The following is a 17,736-nucleotide window of genomic DNA, read 5'->3' on the forward strand; positions in this document are numbered from 1 at the left end:
CGGCGTCCGGACCGGCGTCCGGATCCGGGTCCTGTCGGTCCTGCGGCGGGGTCAGACGAGCCGCACGGGCTTCTCGGGGCGTATCCCGGACGCGGCCAGCCAGTCGCGCAGCGGGCCCGGGTCTCCCTCCTCGATCAGGCTCAGCACCCTGGGCGTCAGATCAGCGGCCCGCTCGCCGCCCAGCAGCAGCGACGGGCCGTCCAGCCAGTCCAGTGCGGGCGTCGCACCGGCGGTGTCCACGGCCGCGCAGCACACCATCGCCGTGAGGTGGTCGGCGAGCAGCTCACGTGCGGTACGCGGGGCCTGGAGCGGGAAGAGCGGCAGCCCGCCGTCGTCCCACAGGGCGCTCTCGGGGCTGCACCGGGCCGCGTCGGCACCGTCCGGCACGGCGGCCTCCTCCCGGGCCAGCGCGGCACTCAGCCCGGCGGCGAGCGCGGCACTGCGCTCGGTCGTGGGGTCGGGATCCTCTTCGTCCTCGAAGGGAGGACGGCGGGCGGGCTCGCCGCCGGCGCCGGGGCTCTCACAGCCGGGGGCGGGCCGTTCCGCGAGGTGGTCCAGGACGCGGGCCAGCGTGAAGCCGCCGGGGCCGGGAGCCCTGGGGTCCAGGGCGGGGCGGACACCCAGGGCGTCCAGGACGCGGTGCAGCCGGGCCGCGTCGGCGCGCCAGGTGCGGTCCACGACCTCCTCCGGATACGCCTGCCAGTCCACCGGGGCCCAGGCGGGACCGGACTCGGCGGGGCCGCCGTGGAACAGGCGGGCGGCGAGCAGCGAGGCCGCCTCGTCCACCACGCCGGGCTCCTCGAGCAGATCGCAGGCGGGGCGCTCGCCCAGCCGGGAGGTGAAGCCCTCGGCTAGCCGGTCGCGGCGGGACAGCTCGGTGAGCGCCGCCACCACGCCCGCGTCCAGCCGGGAGGGCCAGCGGCCCATGCGCCAGGCGGGCAGCGCGACCCGGGTCAGCAGCCGGTCCCAGCCGGCGTAGGCGAGCCCGACCTGCTCCTGGGCGACGATCCGCAGGCCGTAGTCCACCGTCTGGGCGCGCTCGGCCGCCGCCGCCGCGACTCCGCGCTCCATCTGCGTGGCATGCTCCCGGCAGCCGCGCAGCAGCAGCCGGGCCACCCAGCCGAGGGCCGCGCAGATCCCGCGCGTCAGCGGGCAGCGGCCCGGGGTGGCGGCGACGGCGACGGCCGCGTCGAGTCCGCGCACGAAACGGCGGGCGGCGGCTATGTCGGGGTGCGCCGAGGGGCCGGTACCGGCCACGACCGGCGCGAGGACCGCGCGCAGCTCGCCGACGCGCATCCACCACAGGAACGGGGAGCCGATGACCAGCACCGGCGCGACCGGGATCCGGCGGCGGCCGGGGCCCGCTATCTCGTCGGGCACCGGACGCGGGGGCGGGCCGTGGGCCGAATGAGTGCGGTCCTCGAGCCAGCTGTCGCAGTCCGGCGTGAGCGCTATGGCCGAGGGGGCCGGCACGTTCAGGCGCTCGGCCAGGTCGCGCACCAGCCGGTACAGGTCCGGCGCGGACTGCTCCGGGATCGGCACCGTGGGGCTCACGGCGGGGCGGGCCCGGGCGACGACCAGGGCGATGCCGGCCGCGGCCAGCAGCACCAGCACGGCGAGCAAGCCCACGGTCCAGCGGGCGGCGTCCCAGCCCCGGCCGACGAGATGGCCGGAGGAGGCGCCGGTCAGCAGGATCACCGCGGCGCCCGCGGGCAGCACGGCCACCGCCAGCGCCCGGCCCCGGACCCGCAGCACCGCAAGGGCCCGGGAGCGCGCTGCCTGCGCGCCCACCTCCACACCGATTCCGCTCACGTGCCGACCTCGCCCCCTCCCCGCCGATCGCGTGCTGTCCTGGTCTTGCTCACTCCCCCACTGTGGCACCCGCCGCTGACATCGCAAATGTCGGTGGGCCAAGTGCCGGAACGCTTGCGCGGCACCCTAGTTGGGGCCCAGGCCCCCGTCAGCCGTATAGGGCATTGCTCACTCGATGGAATGGCCTTGGTCAGAGGTGGGTGACAGACAGCAAAGATCGGGCCCCGGATTCCGTCCGGGGCCCTATGGGTGACGAGAGTGCGCCCGACCGGCGCGTTCGGTTGCGTACCGGCGGTTTACGCCTGCGCCGCCTCGGCCGCCTTCGCCGCGATGTCGGTGCGGTGCTGCGAGCCGTCGAGCCGGATCCGGCCCACCGCCCGGTACGCCCGCTCGCGCGCCTCGGTCAGGCCCGCGCCCACCGCCGTGACGGACAGCACACGACCACCCGCGCTGACGACGGCGTCGCCGTCCTGCCTGGTGCCGGCGTGCAGCACGTACGCGTGCGGCGCGTCCTCGGCCGCCACCTCGTCCAGGCCGGTGATCGGGTCACCGGTACGAGGGGTGCCGGGGTAGTTGTGCGAGGCGACGACGACCGTGACGGCCGCCTCGTCGCTCCAGCGCAGCGGCGCCAGGTCGGCGAGGTTGCCGGTGGCGGCGGCCATCAGGACACCGGCCAGCGGGGTCTGCAGCCGGGCCAGCACGACCTGGGTCTCGGGGTCGCCGAAACGGGCGTTGAACTCGATGACCCGGACCCCGCGCGAGGTGATCGCGAGGCCGGCGTACAGCAGCCCGGAGAAGGGCGTGCCGCGCCGCCGCATCTCGTCCACGGTCGGCTGCAGCACGGTCTGGAGCACCTCGTCGACCAGCTTCGGGTCGGCCCACGGCAGCGGCGAGTACGCGCCCATGCCACCGGTGTTGGGTCCCTCGTCGCCGTCCAGCGCGCGCTTGAAGTCCTGGGCGGGCTGCAGCGGGACGACGGTGTCCCCGTCGGTCACGGCGAACAGGGACACCTCGGGGCCGTCGAGGAACTCCTCGATCACCACCCGCTCGCACCCGGCGGCGTGCGCCTTGGCGGCCTCCAGGTCGGAGGTGACGACGACACCCTTGCCCGCGGCGAGACCGTCGTCCTTGACGACATACGGGGCGCCGAAGGCGTCGAGGGCCTCGGCGACCTCTTCGGCGGTGGTGCAGACGTAGGAGCGGGCGGTCGGCACCCCGGCCTTCGCCATGACGTCCTTGGCGAACGCCTTGGACCCCTCGAGCCGGGCGGCCTCCCCGGACGGGCCGAACACCGGGATGCCGACCGCGCGGACGGCGTCGGCCACACCGGCGACCAGCGGGGCCTCCGGGCCGACGACGACCAGTTCGGCACCGAGGCGGGTGGCCAGCGCGGCCACCGCGGCGCCGTCGAGCGCGTCGACCTGGTACAGCTCGGCCACCTCGGCGATGCCGGCGTTGCCGGGGGCGCAGTACAGCGCGGTGACGTCGGGATCGAGGGACAGGGAGCGGCACAGGGCGTGTTCGCGGGCGCCGCTGCCGATGACGAGGACCTTCACGGGGTCAGCCTAATGGCAAGGTTGCCGAAGACCGGGGGCCGGGGAAGCTGTACGTTCCTACGAGGGACCGCCGGACGCGGCCACGCGGACGCGCCGGCGGACACCGCACAGGGCCACTCGGCGCCGAACTCCCCGGCCACCGCAGCGCCCGGGCCGGCACCGGGCCGAGCTACTCGTTGGTGAACTCCTCGACCACCGTCGCGCCCAGTTCCCGCACGATCAGTTCGTGGCCGGACAGGGCCGACTCGTCCAGATCGGGGTCGTCGTCCTCGGGGATGTCGTCCTCGGGGGCGACGGGCGGCGGCTCGGGAGCGGCCGTCGGCCGGGAAGCCGCGGGCGCGCCGGACGCGGCCGGGGCGCCGCCCTGCGCAGCGGCGGGAGCCTGCGGGGCCGGCTGGGGTGCCGCCGGGCGGGGCGCGGCCGGGGCGCCGTAGCCGCCGCCGGGAGCGCCGCCGGAGCCGCCGGAGGGAGCGCCGCCGAAGCCGCCGTAGCTCCCGCCGGAGCCGCCGTGGCCGGACGGGCCGCCGGTCACCGGGGCAGAGCCGCCGCCGGACGGGTCGACGACCGCCTCGATCTTCCACTGCACGCTGAACTGCTCCGCCAGCGCCTGCCGCAGCACGTCCTCGCTGCCGCTGCCCGCGAAGTTGTCGCGGGCACCGGCGTTGACGAAGCCGAGCTGGAGCGTGGTGCCGTCGAAGCCGGTCACCTGGGCGTTCTGGCTGAGCAGGATCCAGGTGAAGCGGCGGCGGTTCTTGACGGCTTCCAGGATGTTCGGCCAGAGCGCGCGGGGGTCGAGCCCGCCGGTGGGGGCGGCGGCCGGAGCGGGCGCCGGGGCCGGGACCGCGGGAGCGGGCTGCCTCGCCTGCTGCTGGGCCGGGGACTGGGGCTGCGCCGGTGCCGCCCCGCCGGGCCCCTGACCGGGCCGGCGGCCCGCCGGAGCAGCGGCGGTGGGCCAGCCACCGGGGCGGCGCCCGCTGCCGGCGGATGCGGCGGTGGGCCAGGCGCCGGGAGCGGCCGGGGCGTCCGACGAGGGCGCCGGGGCCTGGGCAGCGGGGGCGGTCGCGGGGGGCGAGGCGGGGGCGGACGCGGGGGCGGACGCCGGGGCAGGACCGGGGGCGGGAGTCGCGGGCTCCGACGGAGCGGCAGGGACCGCACCCGCGCCGGCCGGACCACCTACAGCCGGACCACCGGGAACCGGACCACCGGGAACCGAGCCAGCGACAGCCGGACCACCCGCGGGGCCCGCGGCCGGTGCTCCAGCGGCAGGACTCGTGGCCCCCGGACCGCCCGCGGCCCGTACGGCTGCGCGGGCCGCCGCAGGTCCTCCACCGGGCGGCCCGGGCATCGCACCCGCACCCGCCGCACCCGTAGCGGCGCCTGCGCCTGCCGCGAAGGCGCCGCCGTGGGCCCCCGGACCGGGGACGTAGCCCATGGCCGGCGCACCGGCGCCGGGCGAGAAGCTGACGCCGCGCTCCAGGCGGTCGAGGCGGGCCATGACCGAGCGCTCGTCGCCGTAGGCGGCGGGGAGCAGGACACGGGCGCAGATCAGTTCCAGCTGCAGGCGGGGCGAGGTGGCGCCGCGCATCTCGGTAAGGCCCTCGTTGACCAGGTCGGCGGCGCGGCTCAGCTCGGCGGCACCGAAGGTCCCGGCCTGCGCCTGCATGCGCTCCAGCACGTCGGCGGGGGCGTCGATGAGCCCCTTCTCCAGGGCGTCCGGCACGGCGGCGAGGATCACCAGATCGCGCAGCCGCTCCAGCAGATCGGCGACGAACCGGCGCGGATCGTTGCCCCCCTCGATGACGCGGTCCACGACCTCGAAGGCGGCGGCCCCGTCACCGGTGGCGAAGGCCTCGACGACGGAGTCGAGGAGGGAGCCGTCGGTGTAGCCGAGGAGGGACGTGGCCATGGCATACGTCACGCCCTCCGCGCCGGCACCGGCGAGGAGCTGGTCCATGACGGACATGGAGTCACGCACGGACCCGGCACCGGCGCGCACGACGAGCGGGAGGACGCCGTCCTCGACCGGGATGTCCTCCGTCTGACACACCTCGGCGAGGTAGTCCCGGAGGGTTCCGGGCGGCACCAGCCGGAACGGGTAGTGATGGGTCCGCGACCGGATGGTCCCGATGACCTTTTCGGGCTCGGTGGTCGCGAAGATGAACTTGAGGTGCTCCGGCGGCTCCTCGACGACCTTCAGCAGCGCGTTGAAACCGGCCGACGTGACCATGTGGGCCTCGTCGATGATGTAGATCTTGTACCGGCTGCCTGCGGGCCCGAAGAAGGCCTTCTCGCGCAGCTCACGGGCGTCGTCCACGCCACCGTGGGAAGCCGCGTCGATCTCGATGACGTCGATCGAACCCGGCCCGTTCCGGGCGAGGTCCCGGCACGACTGGCACTCCCCGCACGGCGTCGGGGTGGGACCTTGCTCACAGTTCAGGCAGCGGGCCAGGATGCGCGCGCTGGTCGTCTTGCCACACCCGCGCGGCCCGCTGAACAGGTACGCGTGATTGACCCGGTTGTTCCGCAGCGCCTGCTGCAGCGGGTCGGTGACATGCTCCTGCCCGATGACCTCGCGAAAGGTCTCCGGGCGATAGCGGCGGTACAGCGCGAGAGACGACACGCCTACGAGGTTAATGGCGCCCACTGACAACGGGCTCCGCCCGCAGACGCCGGGAACGGGACCGACCCCGGGAAACAGGGCCCGGCGACGAGATCCGGGGGCGAGACCCGGCGACGAGAGCCGGGAACGAGACCGGGCGACAAGACCGGGAAACGCAAGCGCCCCCCACGCACCCGCCAGAGCCGACCTACCCTTGCTGCCTTCCGGCCCTGGGGGAGTTCAGTCAGATAGCGCCGCGTGAGGGGCTGCGCTCCACACTACCCGATGGCGGCCTGCGGTCAGTACCCGATCGGGGCCGCGACCCCACCCGGGGACGGCCTGCGGGAACGAGTTCGCGAGCACTCCCCTCGGTCATGTAATGTTTCCGGCGGAGGATTCGCCTAGAGGCCTAGGGCGCACGCTTGGAAAGCGTGTTGGGGGCAACCCCTCACGAGTTCGAATCTCGTATCCTCCGCCAGTGCCTCACCGGGCACGTTGTCGAAGGGCCCCACTGTTCGCAGTGGGGCCCTTCGACGTTGTCCGTCTCAGTTTCCGTCCCAGTCGGATTTGTCTTTGGTGCCAGGCGGCATCCAGAGCGTGTCTCCGACCTGCTGAGCGACTTTCCGGAGCATGACTCCCGTCACATGCATGTATCGGGCGCGCCCCCAGGCCCCCAGGCCCCCAGGCCCCCAGGCCCCCAGGCCCCCAGGCCCCCAGGCCCCCAGGCCCCCAGGCCCCCAGGCCATGATCGCGTCGATCACGACGTCCGGGACACCAAGGATCAGGAGCACGGTCGCGGCGGTGTGGCGAGCGTAGTGGAGACGGCCGTCTCGTACGCCCGCGTCAGAGGCGTATCGAGGCACGATCACTGCCGGACGCGTTGGCCGCCTTCCACCGGTTGGCCCGCCTCCGCCCGCCGCTCCACAGATCCAACGACTAGTGCTAGCAGCCAGAGCGCGCCACCGGACCGCTCGGCGATCGGCTGGTCTTTGCCGTGTGGACCGGGGCCGGGATGAACTGGTCCATCCCGTGGTCCACAGGCGCGCACGCGTACGGTGTGCGCTGGGCGCGCACGTACGCGTGCGCGGAGGCCTGGAGCGTTCGGGGCGCACAATTTCCTCCTCCGCCCCGTCATCACCTCGAGTATCGGGTGTGGATAATTCTACGGAAAGCAGGTCTTGACCGGTTCATATGATTCCATCAAGAATCATTCCGGTCGCGCACAGCAAACCAATCCCTGTTGTCGTGCGTGCAGATCGAGAGGGTTCCCGGTGGCACAAAAGACCATTCGTTTCGGCTGGCCGGCCTGCAGATTCAGGTTAGCGTCCCTCACCCTCCTTCTGCTCGCTGCTTTCATAGCGGTGTGCATCCTGGCGCCGCCTGCTGTTGCCGGCCCACCGGCCTCGGCAATGACCCGCTGCGCCGAGCAGCAGGTGCCGAATCGCGACATCCCAGAAGTTGTTGTCCATGGGAATGGGGGAGGCAGTGAACCGGTCGGCGTCGACCCGCCGAACGTCTTGGAGCCGGGAGACGTATTCGTCATCATCCCGGAATTCGAAAGTCGGGTGAGCGTCTCTCGTTGGGGAGAGAATTGGGGACCCAACGGTACCGGGGTCGCCGCGGACACCTCGTGGCCGTACCCCGGCCTGTTCCAACACTCAGCGGTGTTGCGGTTCAACAACAACCCGGGAGGCTGGGTGGGTGCACCTGTCCAGGCCAGCGCTTTCCAGCGGTGCACGCCATGGAACAGCAGCTTCCCTGTACGCCTTCTCTTCGGGGTCAACGATCCGAAACTCGATGACAACGGCGGCATGTGGAAGTTCCGGGTGAAAATCTACAAGGCTACTGTGCCCGCAACGAATGCCATGGACCGATGCAGCCGAGGCGCGCCCGCAAATGCCCCGGGGGACAGCGATGAGATGGTCAGGGTATGGGGGAAGGAGGCCGGAAGCTTCCCCTCCGGACCGAACCCGGACAACGTCCTCACCCAAGGCAACGTCGTGCGGATTGTCCCAGACCTCAAGAGCAGGATCGTAATCGACTATCTGGGGAATTGGGCACTACCGAACGGAAACCTCCTGACTGCACCAGCCAACGGATGGCCCTATCCGAATCTGTTCCAGTTCTCCTCCGTCCTGAGGTTCAACAACAAACCCGGCGGTTGGGTCGGCCCCCCAGCCCAGGCCACAGCGTTCAGCGGCTGCATGACTTGGACGGACAGTCGCCCCGTGCGACTGTTGTTCGGGGTGAATGATCCGGACGTCAGCGACAACTCATCGATGCAGTACCCGCAGTACGACCTCTCATGGAAGTTCCGGGCCCTCATCTACAGGAGCTGACCAGCGACCACCGAGCGCCGTGGAAAAAGTGCACGCGCGACTCACTGGCTCTGTTCAGTGCAAAGGTGTGAAGCCGGCGGATCAGGGCAAAGGCGTGAAGCCGGCGGACTGGTCGAGGAGGAACGCGGAACCCGGAGCTGTCGGAGTCCACCCCTCACGCAGGGCAAGCCGAACAGCCACAGCGACACCGGACGGCAGTACTGGCTCTGCCTCGCGACCGGTCCAGTTGCCCGGATGCGGCTGGTCGGTGGTGACCACGAGTGTCATGCCCGGGGTGTCCGCATGCTCGACCGCGAATGTGCACGGCGACCAGGTCAGGCCCTGGGAGTACGTCGGCCTGCCTCGCAGCCGCCAGCGGTAGACCGTGCCGTCGACGACGATCCGTCGTGATCCCTTGCGGGCCAGTGCCATGACTTCCCCCTTCAGTAGCGAGGATGCCAGCGAGCCTGGCCTCGCCGTCCGACTCGGTTTCCGTCTCGGTTTCCGTCTCGGTTTCCGTCTCGAATGAAAGTGGTCCGGCCCTCTGGCGTTCGTCCGTCCCGGCCCCGGCCCCGCGGACGGTGTGAGCTGGTCAGCGGGCCGGTGAGGGGGTGGGCGAGGTTGTCGGCAGGGGGCTGATGCCCGGCTCGTAGTGGTCGCGGAGGTAGATGCGGGTGCGGTCCGGGGCGTAGTCGTGGACGTACAGGCTGACGCAGCTCTGGTCCGAGGTGCCGTACGGGTCGGCGAGTGGGTCCGGGCTGCCGGTGGGCCTGGCGTCGGCACCGGGGCAGACGGAGCCGTAGCGCATGCCCTTCTTGAACGACTCCGGTTCCGGCACGCCCAGGTGCCTGAAGTCGCGGGTCTTCACGTCGGTCACGGCCGCCGTGGGCTCCAGCAGCTCGCCGTCCGGCGGGTACTCGGCCAGGAAGGCCCGCGCCTGGGACCTGGTCAGCGTGAAGGTGAGCACGCCGGTGTCGAAGCGGGAGGTCACCTGGTATCCGGCCCGCGCGTGCCGGGCCGCTGCCGGAATGTCGATGCCCATGTGCCCGCTCATCCACCCCGGTGTGACGCCCTTGGCCCACCTCTCGTCCGCAGACCGGCCGGCCGCACGGTCACCGGCCTGGTCGGGACCGGAGCAGCCTGTCGCGGTCAGGGCGCCCAGGAGGGCCAGCGCGCCGAGGGCCACCCCGGCGGCGCGCGTCCGGCGGCGGCCGCCTGCGTTGTCGGGCGTGTCGTTCATCGGCCGGCCGTCCTCCCGGGTGACCTGTGCGTCGTACGGCCCTGCTGCTGCTCTCGGCCTGGGTCCGAGCGTCCGTCCCTGCTGTCGTCGGGACCCGGTAGCGGGGCGTCGTTGGGCTGCGAAGAGCCGAGATCGTAGTGGTTGGCGCTGCTGCTCCCCGTCATGTCGAACTCCTGCGCGAGTCCGACCCGGTGGAGCTTGGCCATCTGGCCGTCGGGGATCTTCAGCGGGCCCACGGTGACGCCCTTGCCCTCGTCCCAGTTGTAGCGGTCCCAGACGTTCGCCTGGTAGTCGACGGAGATCTTCGGGTTGCCGTGCGCATCCGGTACGGCCGTCACCACACCGGTGACGTTGGTGTTGGCGCCGCCCACCGCGTAGAACCAGTTCTCGTCGATGTCCTTGCTGAAGTAGAAGCCGTCGGGCAGCTTCGCCTCGACCGGGAAGGCGACCGGCTTGCCGCCGCTCTCCCGGAACTCCTGCACGGCCTGCTGACGCCAGCCGTTCTGGTTCTTCCGGACGATGTCGTCGACGTACGCCTTGAACTCCGGGACGTCCGCCATCATCTTGTCCACCGGCAGGCCCATGGGAGTGCCGCTGTTCCCCAGGTAGTGCGCCATGTTGCGGGAGGCGTCCGTCATGCCCTTCCAGTCGGCGCCCTCCGCGAGCAGTTCCATCTTGCGCTTGGTGGCCCACTCGTCGAATCCGGGTGACTCCGATCCGTGCCGCCCCGCCCCGGCGTCGGCCGCGACCTGCGGCATGGTGGGGCTCAGTACGCCGGCCGCCATGAGGTCGTCCTTCTTCGCGAGCCAGAGGCGGGCCCGCGCCTCGGGGCTCAGCGACTCCCACAGGCGTTTCAGCTCGGCTCGTTGCTTCGCGTCGGCGTCACCGCCCAGTGCGGCCAGTTCCTCCGCGCGGGGCAGCTGTTCCTCGTCGAGGGAGGTGTACTTGGCGTGCCCGGCGTTGTGCGGGTCGTTGCCGTGGCTCTTGCGCAGCGCACGTACCGCCGCGGCGTCGACCTCGGCGGCGTGCTGGACGATGCCGGTGAGCGTGTCGGCGTACCACTGGATGTAGTCCTTGGTGCGCTGGTTCGGGCCCTCCGGTGTGCACATCGCCTCCATCACACGGACGGTGCCGCCCGGTCCGTCCGTGATGATCAGAGCGGGGTCCGGGGGGTTGTGGGCGGGGTTGCCCTTGCCCGCCGTGTCGGTGAGGCTCTTCGCCTGCTTCTGGTAGGTCGTCAGCTCCGCGTGCGCGTCGGCGAGCACGGCGGCGATGCTTTCCGCCTCCGCCCGGAGATCGGCGATCTCCTTGGCCGTCTTGCGTACGAACTCGCGCGTGACGTCCGCGTTGACGCCCTTCCAGCGGGCTCCCTCGGATTTCTTGACCAGGCCGTCCCGCGCGTCGGTGGCCAGTTCGGCCAGGCCCTCGGCCATCGACTTCCAGTCGGACACCGCCGTGCCCAGCTTGCCGAGGTCCAGGGCCATGAGATCCGAGTAGGTGAAGTCCCCCATGGCTCCTCCTACTTGAAGTAGTCGTTCAGCGCCGACACGGGCACCGGCCCGGTACGGCCGCTGAGGTCCGCGGCGATGTGGGTGTCGTCATGTGCGTGCAGCTTCTTGCTGTAGTCGAGGTGGTTGGAGATGTGTGCACACGCCTGGAGGACGGACTTGACCTGTGAGGTCCAGATCTCGACGGTCGATTCGAGCTCCGGACCGAGACCGAGGTGGTGGCTCTTGAGTGCGGCGGCGGCCCGCATGGTGGACCCCGAAGCCTCGTTTCCGGCGCCCGCGGCCGCGATGTCGGCCTTCTTGCTCAATTCACCGTGGAGAATGAACGCCTCATGACCGACGGCACCCAGGTCGTCCTGGTGCACGACCAGATCCGCGGCTCCGGAACCGCTGGATCCGGCCTGGTTCAGCTGCATCCGTGCGCTCTGGCCTGCCGCCGCTGCGGCCTTGACCCTCTCCCACTCTTCCCACGCCATGGGACCCCCGTCCTCCGGTCGACCGTACGGTGATCGTTCACCGTTACACCAGCGAATGTATCAACTGCCCTTTTCGCCACGGGAGAAGCTCTTCATCTAGCGCGTCACCCGTACCGGCGCCGACACCGTCACCTGGTCCACATCCGACACGCGGACCGTCGCCTTCATCGTCCAGGTGCCGGGGAGGGGGACGGTGAAGGAAGGGGTGGACCAGTAGCCGCCGCGGTCCGTCACCTTGGTGTCCAGGGGACCCACGCGCTGGGCCGGGAGGGTGAGAGTGATGCGGAGCTCGGGGACGGTGGAGAGGCCGCCGTCGGGTCCGTAGACCACCGCCTGCACCGAGTTGGTGCCGACCCGGCCGGGGTCCAGGGTGATCTGGACCTTGCCGTGGCCGCCCGGGGCGCCGGTGTCGAAGGGGATCGTGGTGACGGAGGCCGTGGGGATGCCCGTCGTGGTCGACGGTGTGTCCGCCTGCACGGACTCCGTGGCCGCACGGCCGGGCACGGTGCTGGTCAGGAGGGTGGTCAGGGCCAGGACCACCACGGCGACCGCCGTCTCCGCCAGGATCGAGCGGCGCAGGAGGTGGTGGTGGACGGAGGGAGGGGTGAGGGGACGGTCGATGGTCGGCTCCGGGGGGAGTGGGGGGCCCGTGGCCGGTTCCGGGACGCGGGCTCGGGCGGGGGTCGTCGCCCGGGTCAGACGGGTGGCCCAGGTGCGGGAGCAGGCCGCCGCCAGGAGGAGGGCGGCCACTGCCGCCAGTTTGGCCAGCAGGGTGCGGCCGTAGGTGGTGTCGGTCAGTGCCTGCCAGGAGCCGAGGCCCCGCCAGGACTGGTAGACGCCGGTGAGGACGAGGACCGTCACCGAGGCGGAGGCCAGCCGGGAGAAGCGGGCCGGGACCGTGGCCGGCAGGACGGCCGGTGCCCGGGTGTGCCGCAGGGTCCACAGGAGGGCGGTCAGGCCGCCCAGCCAGGCCGCCATGGCCAGCAGGTGCAGGGTGGTCGAGACGATCGCCACCGGTACCTGGATGCCCGCCGATGCGTGGTCGGACGCCGCCCAGGTCAGGGACAGGGCGAGGGCGAGGACCACGGCTGTCGCGAGGGTGGCGCGGCGCGGGAGCCGGGCCCGGTGGGTTCTCATGAGGGCCGCGCAGGCCGCCGCCAGGAGCAGCAGGACCAGGCGCAGCAGCAGGAGTTGGCCGGGGCGGGTCGTCGCCGTGCGGGTGAGGGCGGAGAGGCTGAGGGCGGTCGTCGGGGAGGCGGCCTCCTCGTAGGGCGCCCGCAGGAGGTACAGGGCGGCCGTGGTGACCAGGAGGACGGCCGTGGCGGCCAGGGCGGGGGTGCGCAGATGGGCGGTCGTCGGCGGGCGGCAGTACGCCACGAACGCGGCGATGCCCAGGAGCAGCGCCAGGGAGAGGTAGGCGAGGTAGCGCGCGATGGTGTGGAGGGCCGTGGTCGTCCGGTTCTCCGCACGGTCCGGGAGCGGGGCCGCCGGGGCTGCCGTACGTGTGCCGACCGAGAAGGTCAGGGCGCCGGACACCGGGTGGCTGTCGGCCGACACCACCCGCCAGGCGACCGTGTACGTGCCGGTGGCGAGCCGGGCGGGGAGGGTGACGCGGGCCGTGTCGGAGCGGCCGGAGGCATGGTCGGCGGGGCCGGTGCGGACGCGGTGGTTGCGGGGGTCGTAGACCCGGAAGGAGTCGGTCAGCAGGCCGACCGACTCGGTGAAGGTGAGGGTGACGTGGCGGGGGGCGGTGCGCAGGAGGGTGCCGTCGGCGGGGTCCGTCGCGCGCAGGACGGCGTGCGCCGAGGCGGGGGCAGCCGTACCGGCGAGAAGGCCGAGCAGGAGGGCCGGGAGGAGCAGCAGCACACCGCCCTTCGAGAGCCGTACCGCCCCGCGTGGTCGTCGCGGCCGTCGCGGTCGTGGGTGTACGTCGCGCAGCACCGTCAGCCTCCGTTCCCGCATGCGCCCGCTCCCCTGCGGCGAGGCCTTCCGCAAAGGGCCCTCGCGGTAGGCCTCCCCAGAGGACCTCCTCATAGGTACGAGGGGAACGGGCCGTCTGCTCACCAGGTCGGGCGGGCCGTCACGCCGCCGTCCACCACCAGGTCGTGACCGGTGACCCAGGCCGCGAGCGGCGAGGCCAGGAACACGCAGGCGTCGGCCACGTCCTCGGGGCGGCCCAGGCGGCCGGCCGGGGCGGCGGCGAGCCAGCGCCGTACACCGTCCGGCCAGGCCTCCGCCAGACCGGGCCGGTCGATGAGGCCGGGCGAGACCGCGTTGACGCGGATGCCGTCGGGGCCGTACTCCAGGGCCGCGGCGCGGGCGTGCATGACGACCGCCGCCTTGGCCGCGGCGTAATGGGCGTGGCCGGGCGCGGGGTGGCCGGCCTCGATGGAGGCGATGTGGGTGACGGTGCCGCCGCCGTGCGCGCGCATGTGGGCGGCGGCTGCCTGGGTGCAGGCGAAGACGCTGGTGAGGTCGGTGTCGACGACCGTGCGCCAGTCGGCCGCAGTCATCCCGGCCAGGGGCTGGACCGGCTGTACGGCCGCATTGTTGACCAGGGCCGTGAGGCGGCCGGCCGACCAGGCCGCCGTCTCCTCGACCAGGCGCCGGCAGGCGCTCTCGTCCGTCAGATCCGCCTGGAGCACGACCGCCCGCCCGCCCACCTCCCGGATGCGGCCGGCCACGTCGTCGGCGGCGGCGACCGCCGTACGGCAGTGGACGGCCACGGCCGCGCCCTCCTCCGCGAAGCGCAGGGCGATGGCTCGGCCGATGCCGCCGCTCGCGCCGGTCACCAAGGCGGTCTGTCCGTCGAGCAGGCTCATGGGCGGCAGAGTTCCGTGATCAGCGCGGCCTCGGCCGGGTAACGCGCCGTGAGGTCCGCCACGGTCCCGTGTTCGTAGTCCGCCCAGGTGAATCCGGGGGCCATCGTGCAGCCGAAGAACGTCCACGCGCCCCCCGGTGCCACCCGCGCGCCCATCCAGGTGCCGGCCGGCACGGTCAGCTGGACGTGCCGGCCGGCGTGCAGGCCGGGGCCGAGGACGGGGGTGCCGGTGGTGCCGTCGGGTGCGAGGAGCAGCAACTGGAGCGGGTCGCCGAGATAGAAGTGCCAGACCTCGGCGAAGGGCAGCCGGTGCAGCGCGGAGAAGTCGTCCGCGGTGAGCAGCGCGACGATGGCGGAACCCTCGGGGCGGCCGTCCGGCCGCTCGGGTCCCGACCATGTGCGCCGGAACAGGCCGCCCTCGCGAGGGAGGGGTTCGAGGCCGTAGTGGGCGATCAGCTCATCGGGCGTCGTCACCCGGGGAAGGCTACCTCCCGGTCCAGGAACGCGAGTTGGGCATGCTTCTCCGGCAGGTACACATCGGGCAGGTCGACCTCGGGCAGGACGACGGCGGGGCCGCGCCGGAAGCCATGGCGTTCGAAGCGGGCGAGCGCCTTGGTGTTGCGCACGTCCGGGTCGACCACGATCCGCCGCCGGTCCAGGACCTGCAGCGCGTACGCCGCCATGGCCGTCAGCAGGGCGGACGTCCAGCCGGGGCGGCGGCCGCCGGGGCCGGCGGGGGCGAGGAGGAGGTGGACGCCGAGGTCGCCGGGGCGTACGTCGTAGCACTCGCCCACGCGGTCGGCGGACGGCTCGTACGTCTGGAAGACGGCGGCCGGTTCGCCGTCCTTGGTGACCAGGTGGGCGTGGTGGGTGTCGAGCGTGGCCATGTGGGCGTAGATCTCGGCGACCTGGTCCCGGGTGAGGCCGTTCATGCCCCAGAACACGGCGCGTTCCTCGCTCACCCAGGCGTGGACGACGTCCGCGTCCCCCTCCGGGTCGAGGGCGCGGATGCGGATGGTGCCGTAGCCGTCGACGTGCTGGACGTGCAGGTCAGTCATCGGTCTCCTCAGACGCGGGGAAGGCGGTGTCCGTGGGTGCTTCGGGGGTGAGCCGGGCCCAGTCGGTGACGACGGGGGCGAGTTCTCCCCCGAGCCACAGGGGCAGTTGGTCGGCGTGGTGGGCGGCGCCGGGGACGCCGTCGGCGCCGAAGGGGACCACCCAGCGGCTGTTGTCACGGTCGGCCAGGTCCCAGACGTAGCGGGCGGCCGGACCACGTGCGCTGCGGTCGGTGAGACCGGGGACGGCCGAGGTGCACAGCACGCAGTCGTGGTCGCCGGCGAGCCCGGGCTCGTGCCCCTCGGTGCCGGGGTCCGCCGGGAGCGCCCGCCAGGGGGCCAGGCGGTGGGTGGCGGACCAGGGGCCGGTGGGGGGCGCGTCGGCGACCTCCTCCAGTGCGCTGCGCACGGCTGCCTCGCGGTCGATGCCGTACAACTCCTCGGCGCTCAACAGGTGTTCCAGGGCGAATCCGATGCGCGGCACGAGGGCCAGCCAGGGCAGCAGGACGTCCGGGTAGGCCGGGGGCTCGGTGAGCGGGGCGAAGACGGGGTGCGCGGCGAGCCGGCGTACGACCGCGCTGCGCACCGCCGCGAACACCGCCGCGTCGGTGCTGTCCGCCTCCATGCGGCGGTCCCAGGCGAGCAGCCGGTCGCGGAGTCCGGCCGCGGCGGGGGTCAGGCCGGTGAGGGCCGCGAGGCGGTCCAGGAGGGGGGCGGCGGACCCGAGGTGGGTGTCCGTGTGGATCGCGGCCATGCCGTCGGCGGACCAGGTGGGGCGCGCGTCGAGCAGGGCGCGGATGCGGGCGGCGCGGTGCGGTGGGGCGAACTCGACGCCGAGGGGGGTGGCCAGGCCGCGGGCGTTGGCCATCACGGCGATGCCGCCCTCTCCGGCCGGGTCGGCGTACGGCGTCTCGTGCGTGCCGTGCCATTCGTGGCCGGGTTCCCAGGCGGGGACCGGGTGGATGCGGTTGGCCTCGGCGCGGGCGGGGACGTGGCCGGCGATGCGGTGCAGGGTGCCTCCGGCGGTGTCGGCGGCGTGTACGACGTTGACCGGTTCGGCCCAGGCGTCGAGGGCCTTGTCGATGTCGGCGACGGTGCGGGAGCGGAGGAGGGGGAGGAGGGCGCTGAAGCCGAGGTCTTCGGTGACGCGGGGTGGATAGCGCAGGGCGAGCGCCTCGGCTGCGCCGTCGGCACCGATCCCGTTCCCACCCGCACCACCCGTGCGGCTTTCGTCGCCGAGTGCGGGTGGCCCCTGCGGGACGTACCCGCCGTCGGCGGCCGCCGGGTCGTGGGGGGAGACACGTTCCGCCGGGTCAGCCGGGGAGACATGCGCCGCCGGGTCGGCCGGGGAGACTTGCGCGGCCGGGTCCTCCGGGCCGCCGGTGATCACCGGGCCCCGGGCCGTTTCGACGAGTTCTATTTCGATGGGGGGTTCGCCCGCTACCCGTACCGTCTCCGTGTGGCGGGTGGCCCGCTGCCAGGTTCCGTCCGGGGCGAGGGACTCGATGCCGGCGCCCGTGCGGCGCAGGCGTTCGCGGTAGAGGTCCTGGTAGTCGGCCATGGCGTTGGTGATGGCCCAGGCGACCGTGCCGGTGTGGCCGAAGTGGGCGATGCCGGGGACGCCCGGGACGGCGAGCCCGACGACGTCGAACTCGGGGCAGGACAGGCGGATCTGCTGGTAGACGCCGGGGTCCTCGATGAACCGGTGCGGGTCGCCGGCGATGAGGGCCCGGCCGGTGGTGGTGCGGTCCCCGCAGACCATCCAGCCGTTGCTGCCCGCGGTACGGGGGCCGTCCGTCGCGAACAGCTCGACGGCGTCGGGGCCGAGGTGCCGTATCGCCTGCTCGCGCCAGAGCTTGGCGGGGAAGCCGGCGAAGAGGATGTGCGTGGCGAGCCAGATGCCGAGCGGGGTCCAGGGCTGCCAGGTGCCGGGGGTGAGACCCGTACGGGTGAACTCGGGGGCGCGGCGGGCACCCGCCGGCAGGCCCTCGTTGACACCGTCGACGTAAGCGCGGACCCAGGCGGCCGTCTCGGGGTCCCGGCGTTCGAGGGCGGCGAAGCAGCGGCGGGCGGTGTCGTCGAGGCGGGCCCGGCGGGCGAGGACGTCCCAGGAGAGGGACTCGGCGCCGAGGAAGGAAGCCGAGGTGCCCTGGGAGCGGTGGCGCTCGACCTCCAGCTGCCAGGCCCGGTCGTGGGCGGTGACCCTGCCCTGCGCCCGGGCGAGTTCACGGACGCTGGACGCGCGCAGATGGGGGATGCCCCAGGCGTCACGGTAAGTCTCGGTCGTCACCCGAGTGAACCCCTTATTTTAGGTTAGCCTGCCCTAAGTTTCGTAGGGAATCGTACGCGAG

Annotated in this window: 13 protein-coding genes, 1 tRNA gene, 1 other RNA gene and 1 pseudogene; 2 read left to right on the plus strand and 14 right to left on the minus strand. The window is 72.8% G+C overall.

Annotation, left to right across the window (positions count from 1 at the left end):
* Nucleotides 1-51: 51 nt before the first annotated feature.
* The 4 genes from ACZ4SF_RS35925 to ffs all read right to left on the minus strand — a co-directional run bounded on the left by ACZ4SF_RS35925 (nucleotide 52) and on the right by ffs (nucleotide 6,238).
* Nucleotides 52-1,812 carry a M48 family metalloprotease gene (locus tag ACZ4SF_RS35925; RefSeq protein ID WP_468392885.1) on the minus strand — a complete coding sequence of 587 codons (1,761 nt, stop codon included), beginning with the start codon at nucleotides 1,810-1,812 and terminating at the stop codon, nucleotides 52-54.
* 296 nt (nucleotides 1,813-2,108) lie between these two features.
* Nucleotides 2,109-3,368: a phosphoribosylamine--glycine ligase gene (purD, locus tag ACZ4SF_RS35930; protein ID WP_468392887.1), complete on the minus strand. Its 1,260-nt coding sequence runs from the start codon at nucleotides 3,366-3,368 to the stop codon at nucleotides 2,109-2,111.
* Nucleotides 3,369-3,537: 169 nt separating this feature from the next.
* Nucleotides 3,538-5,988 carry a DNA polymerase III subunit gamma and tau gene (locus tag ACZ4SF_RS35935; protein WP_468392889.1) on the minus strand — a complete coding sequence of 817 codons (2,451 nt, stop codon included), beginning with the start codon at nucleotides 5,986-5,988 and terminating at the stop codon, nucleotides 3,538-3,540.
* A gap of 151 nt (nucleotides 5,989-6,139) precedes the next feature.
* An RNA gene (gene ffs / locus ACZ4SF_RS35940) (signal recognition particle sRNA small type) lies at nucleotides 6,140-6,238 on the minus strand.
* A gap of 119 nt (nucleotides 6,239-6,357) precedes the next feature.
* Between ffs and ACZ4SF_RS35945 the strand changes: the two genes are divergently transcribed.
* Nucleotides 6,358-6,445: transfer RNA gene (locus ACZ4SF_RS35945), tRNA-Ser, on the plus strand.
* Nucleotides 6,446-6,512: 67 nt separating this feature from the next.
* On the opposite strand, the pseudogene ACZ4SF_RS35950 reads toward ACZ4SF_RS35945, so the two are convergent.
* Nucleotides 6,513-6,815 (minus strand): annotated as a pseudogene (locus ACZ4SF_RS35950) (hypothetical protein); the annotation flags it as partial.
* 423 nt (nucleotides 6,816-7,238) lie between these two features.
* Here ACZ4SF_RS35950 and ACZ4SF_RS35955 point away from each other — a divergent pair.
* On the plus strand, nucleotides 7,239-8,306 hold the full coding sequence (locus ACZ4SF_RS35955; RefSeq protein WP_468392890.1) for a hypothetical protein: 1,068 nt from the start codon (nucleotides 7,239-7,241) through the stop codon (nucleotides 8,304-8,306).
* 81 nt (nucleotides 8,307-8,387) lie between these two features.
* Here ACZ4SF_RS35955 and ACZ4SF_RS35960 read toward each other — a convergent pair whose 3' ends face one another.
* The 9 genes from ACZ4SF_RS35960 to ACZ4SF_RS36000 form a co-directional block, all read right to left on the minus strand.
* Entirely contained in the window at nucleotides 8,388-8,717 is a 330-nt protein-coding gene (locus ACZ4SF_RS35960) for a hypothetical protein (protein WP_468392892.1), read from the minus strand.
* Between the two features lie 160 nt (nucleotides 8,718-8,877).
* Nucleotides 8,878-9,525 (minus strand): hypothetical protein, encoded by a 648-nt coding sequence (locus ACZ4SF_RS35965; protein WP_468392894.1) that lies wholly within the window; start codon nucleotides 9,523-9,525, stop codon nucleotides 8,878-8,880.
* Nucleotides 9,522-11,036, minus strand: a complete 1,515-nt coding sequence (locus ACZ4SF_RS35970; protein ID WP_468392896.1) for a hypothetical protein — start codon at nucleotides 11,034-11,036, stop codon at nucleotides 9,522-9,524. Before ACZ4SF_RS35970 ends, ACZ4SF_RS35965 begins: the two co-directional genes overlap by 4 nt.
* An 8-nt stretch (nucleotides 11,037-11,044) precedes the next feature.
* Nucleotides 11,045-11,509, minus strand: a complete 465-nt coding sequence (locus ACZ4SF_RS35975) for a hypothetical protein (protein ID WP_468392898.1) — start codon at nucleotides 11,507-11,509, stop codon at nucleotides 11,045-11,047.
* A 96-nt stretch (nucleotides 11,510-11,605) separates the two neighbouring features.
* Entirely contained in the window at nucleotides 11,606-13,369 is a 1,764-nt protein-coding gene (locus tag ACZ4SF_RS35980) for a copper resistance CopC/CopD family protein (protein ID WP_468392962.1), read from the minus strand.
* A 200-nt stretch (nucleotides 13,370-13,569) separates the two neighbouring features.
* On the minus strand, nucleotides 13,570-14,331 hold the full coding sequence (locus ACZ4SF_RS35985; protein WP_468392900.1) for an SDR family NAD(P)-dependent oxidoreductase: 762 nt from the start codon (nucleotides 14,329-14,331) through the stop codon (nucleotides 13,570-13,572).
* Nucleotides 14,328-14,804, minus strand: coding sequence for a cupin domain-containing protein (locus tag ACZ4SF_RS35990; RefSeq protein ID WP_468392902.1), 477 nt, complete (start codon nucleotides 14,802-14,804; stop codon nucleotides 14,328-14,330). Before ACZ4SF_RS35990 ends, ACZ4SF_RS35985 begins: the two co-directional genes overlap by 4 nt.
* Nucleotides 14,801-15,388, minus strand: a complete 588-nt coding sequence (locus ACZ4SF_RS35995; protein WP_468392904.1) for a GNAT family N-acetyltransferase — start codon at nucleotides 15,386-15,388, stop codon at nucleotides 14,801-14,803. The genes ACZ4SF_RS35990 and ACZ4SF_RS35995 overlap by 4 nt, the downstream gene beginning before the upstream one ends.
* A complete protein-coding gene (locus ACZ4SF_RS36000; RefSeq protein WP_468392906.1) occupies nucleotides 15,381-17,675 on the minus strand; it encodes a penicillin acylase family protein in 2,295 nt (764 codons plus the stop codon). Before ACZ4SF_RS36000 ends, ACZ4SF_RS35995 begins: the two co-directional genes overlap by 8 nt.
* Nucleotides 17,676-17,736: the final 61 nt, after the last annotated feature.

Source organism: Streptomyces sp. NPDC027663 (genome assembly GCF_055566415.1).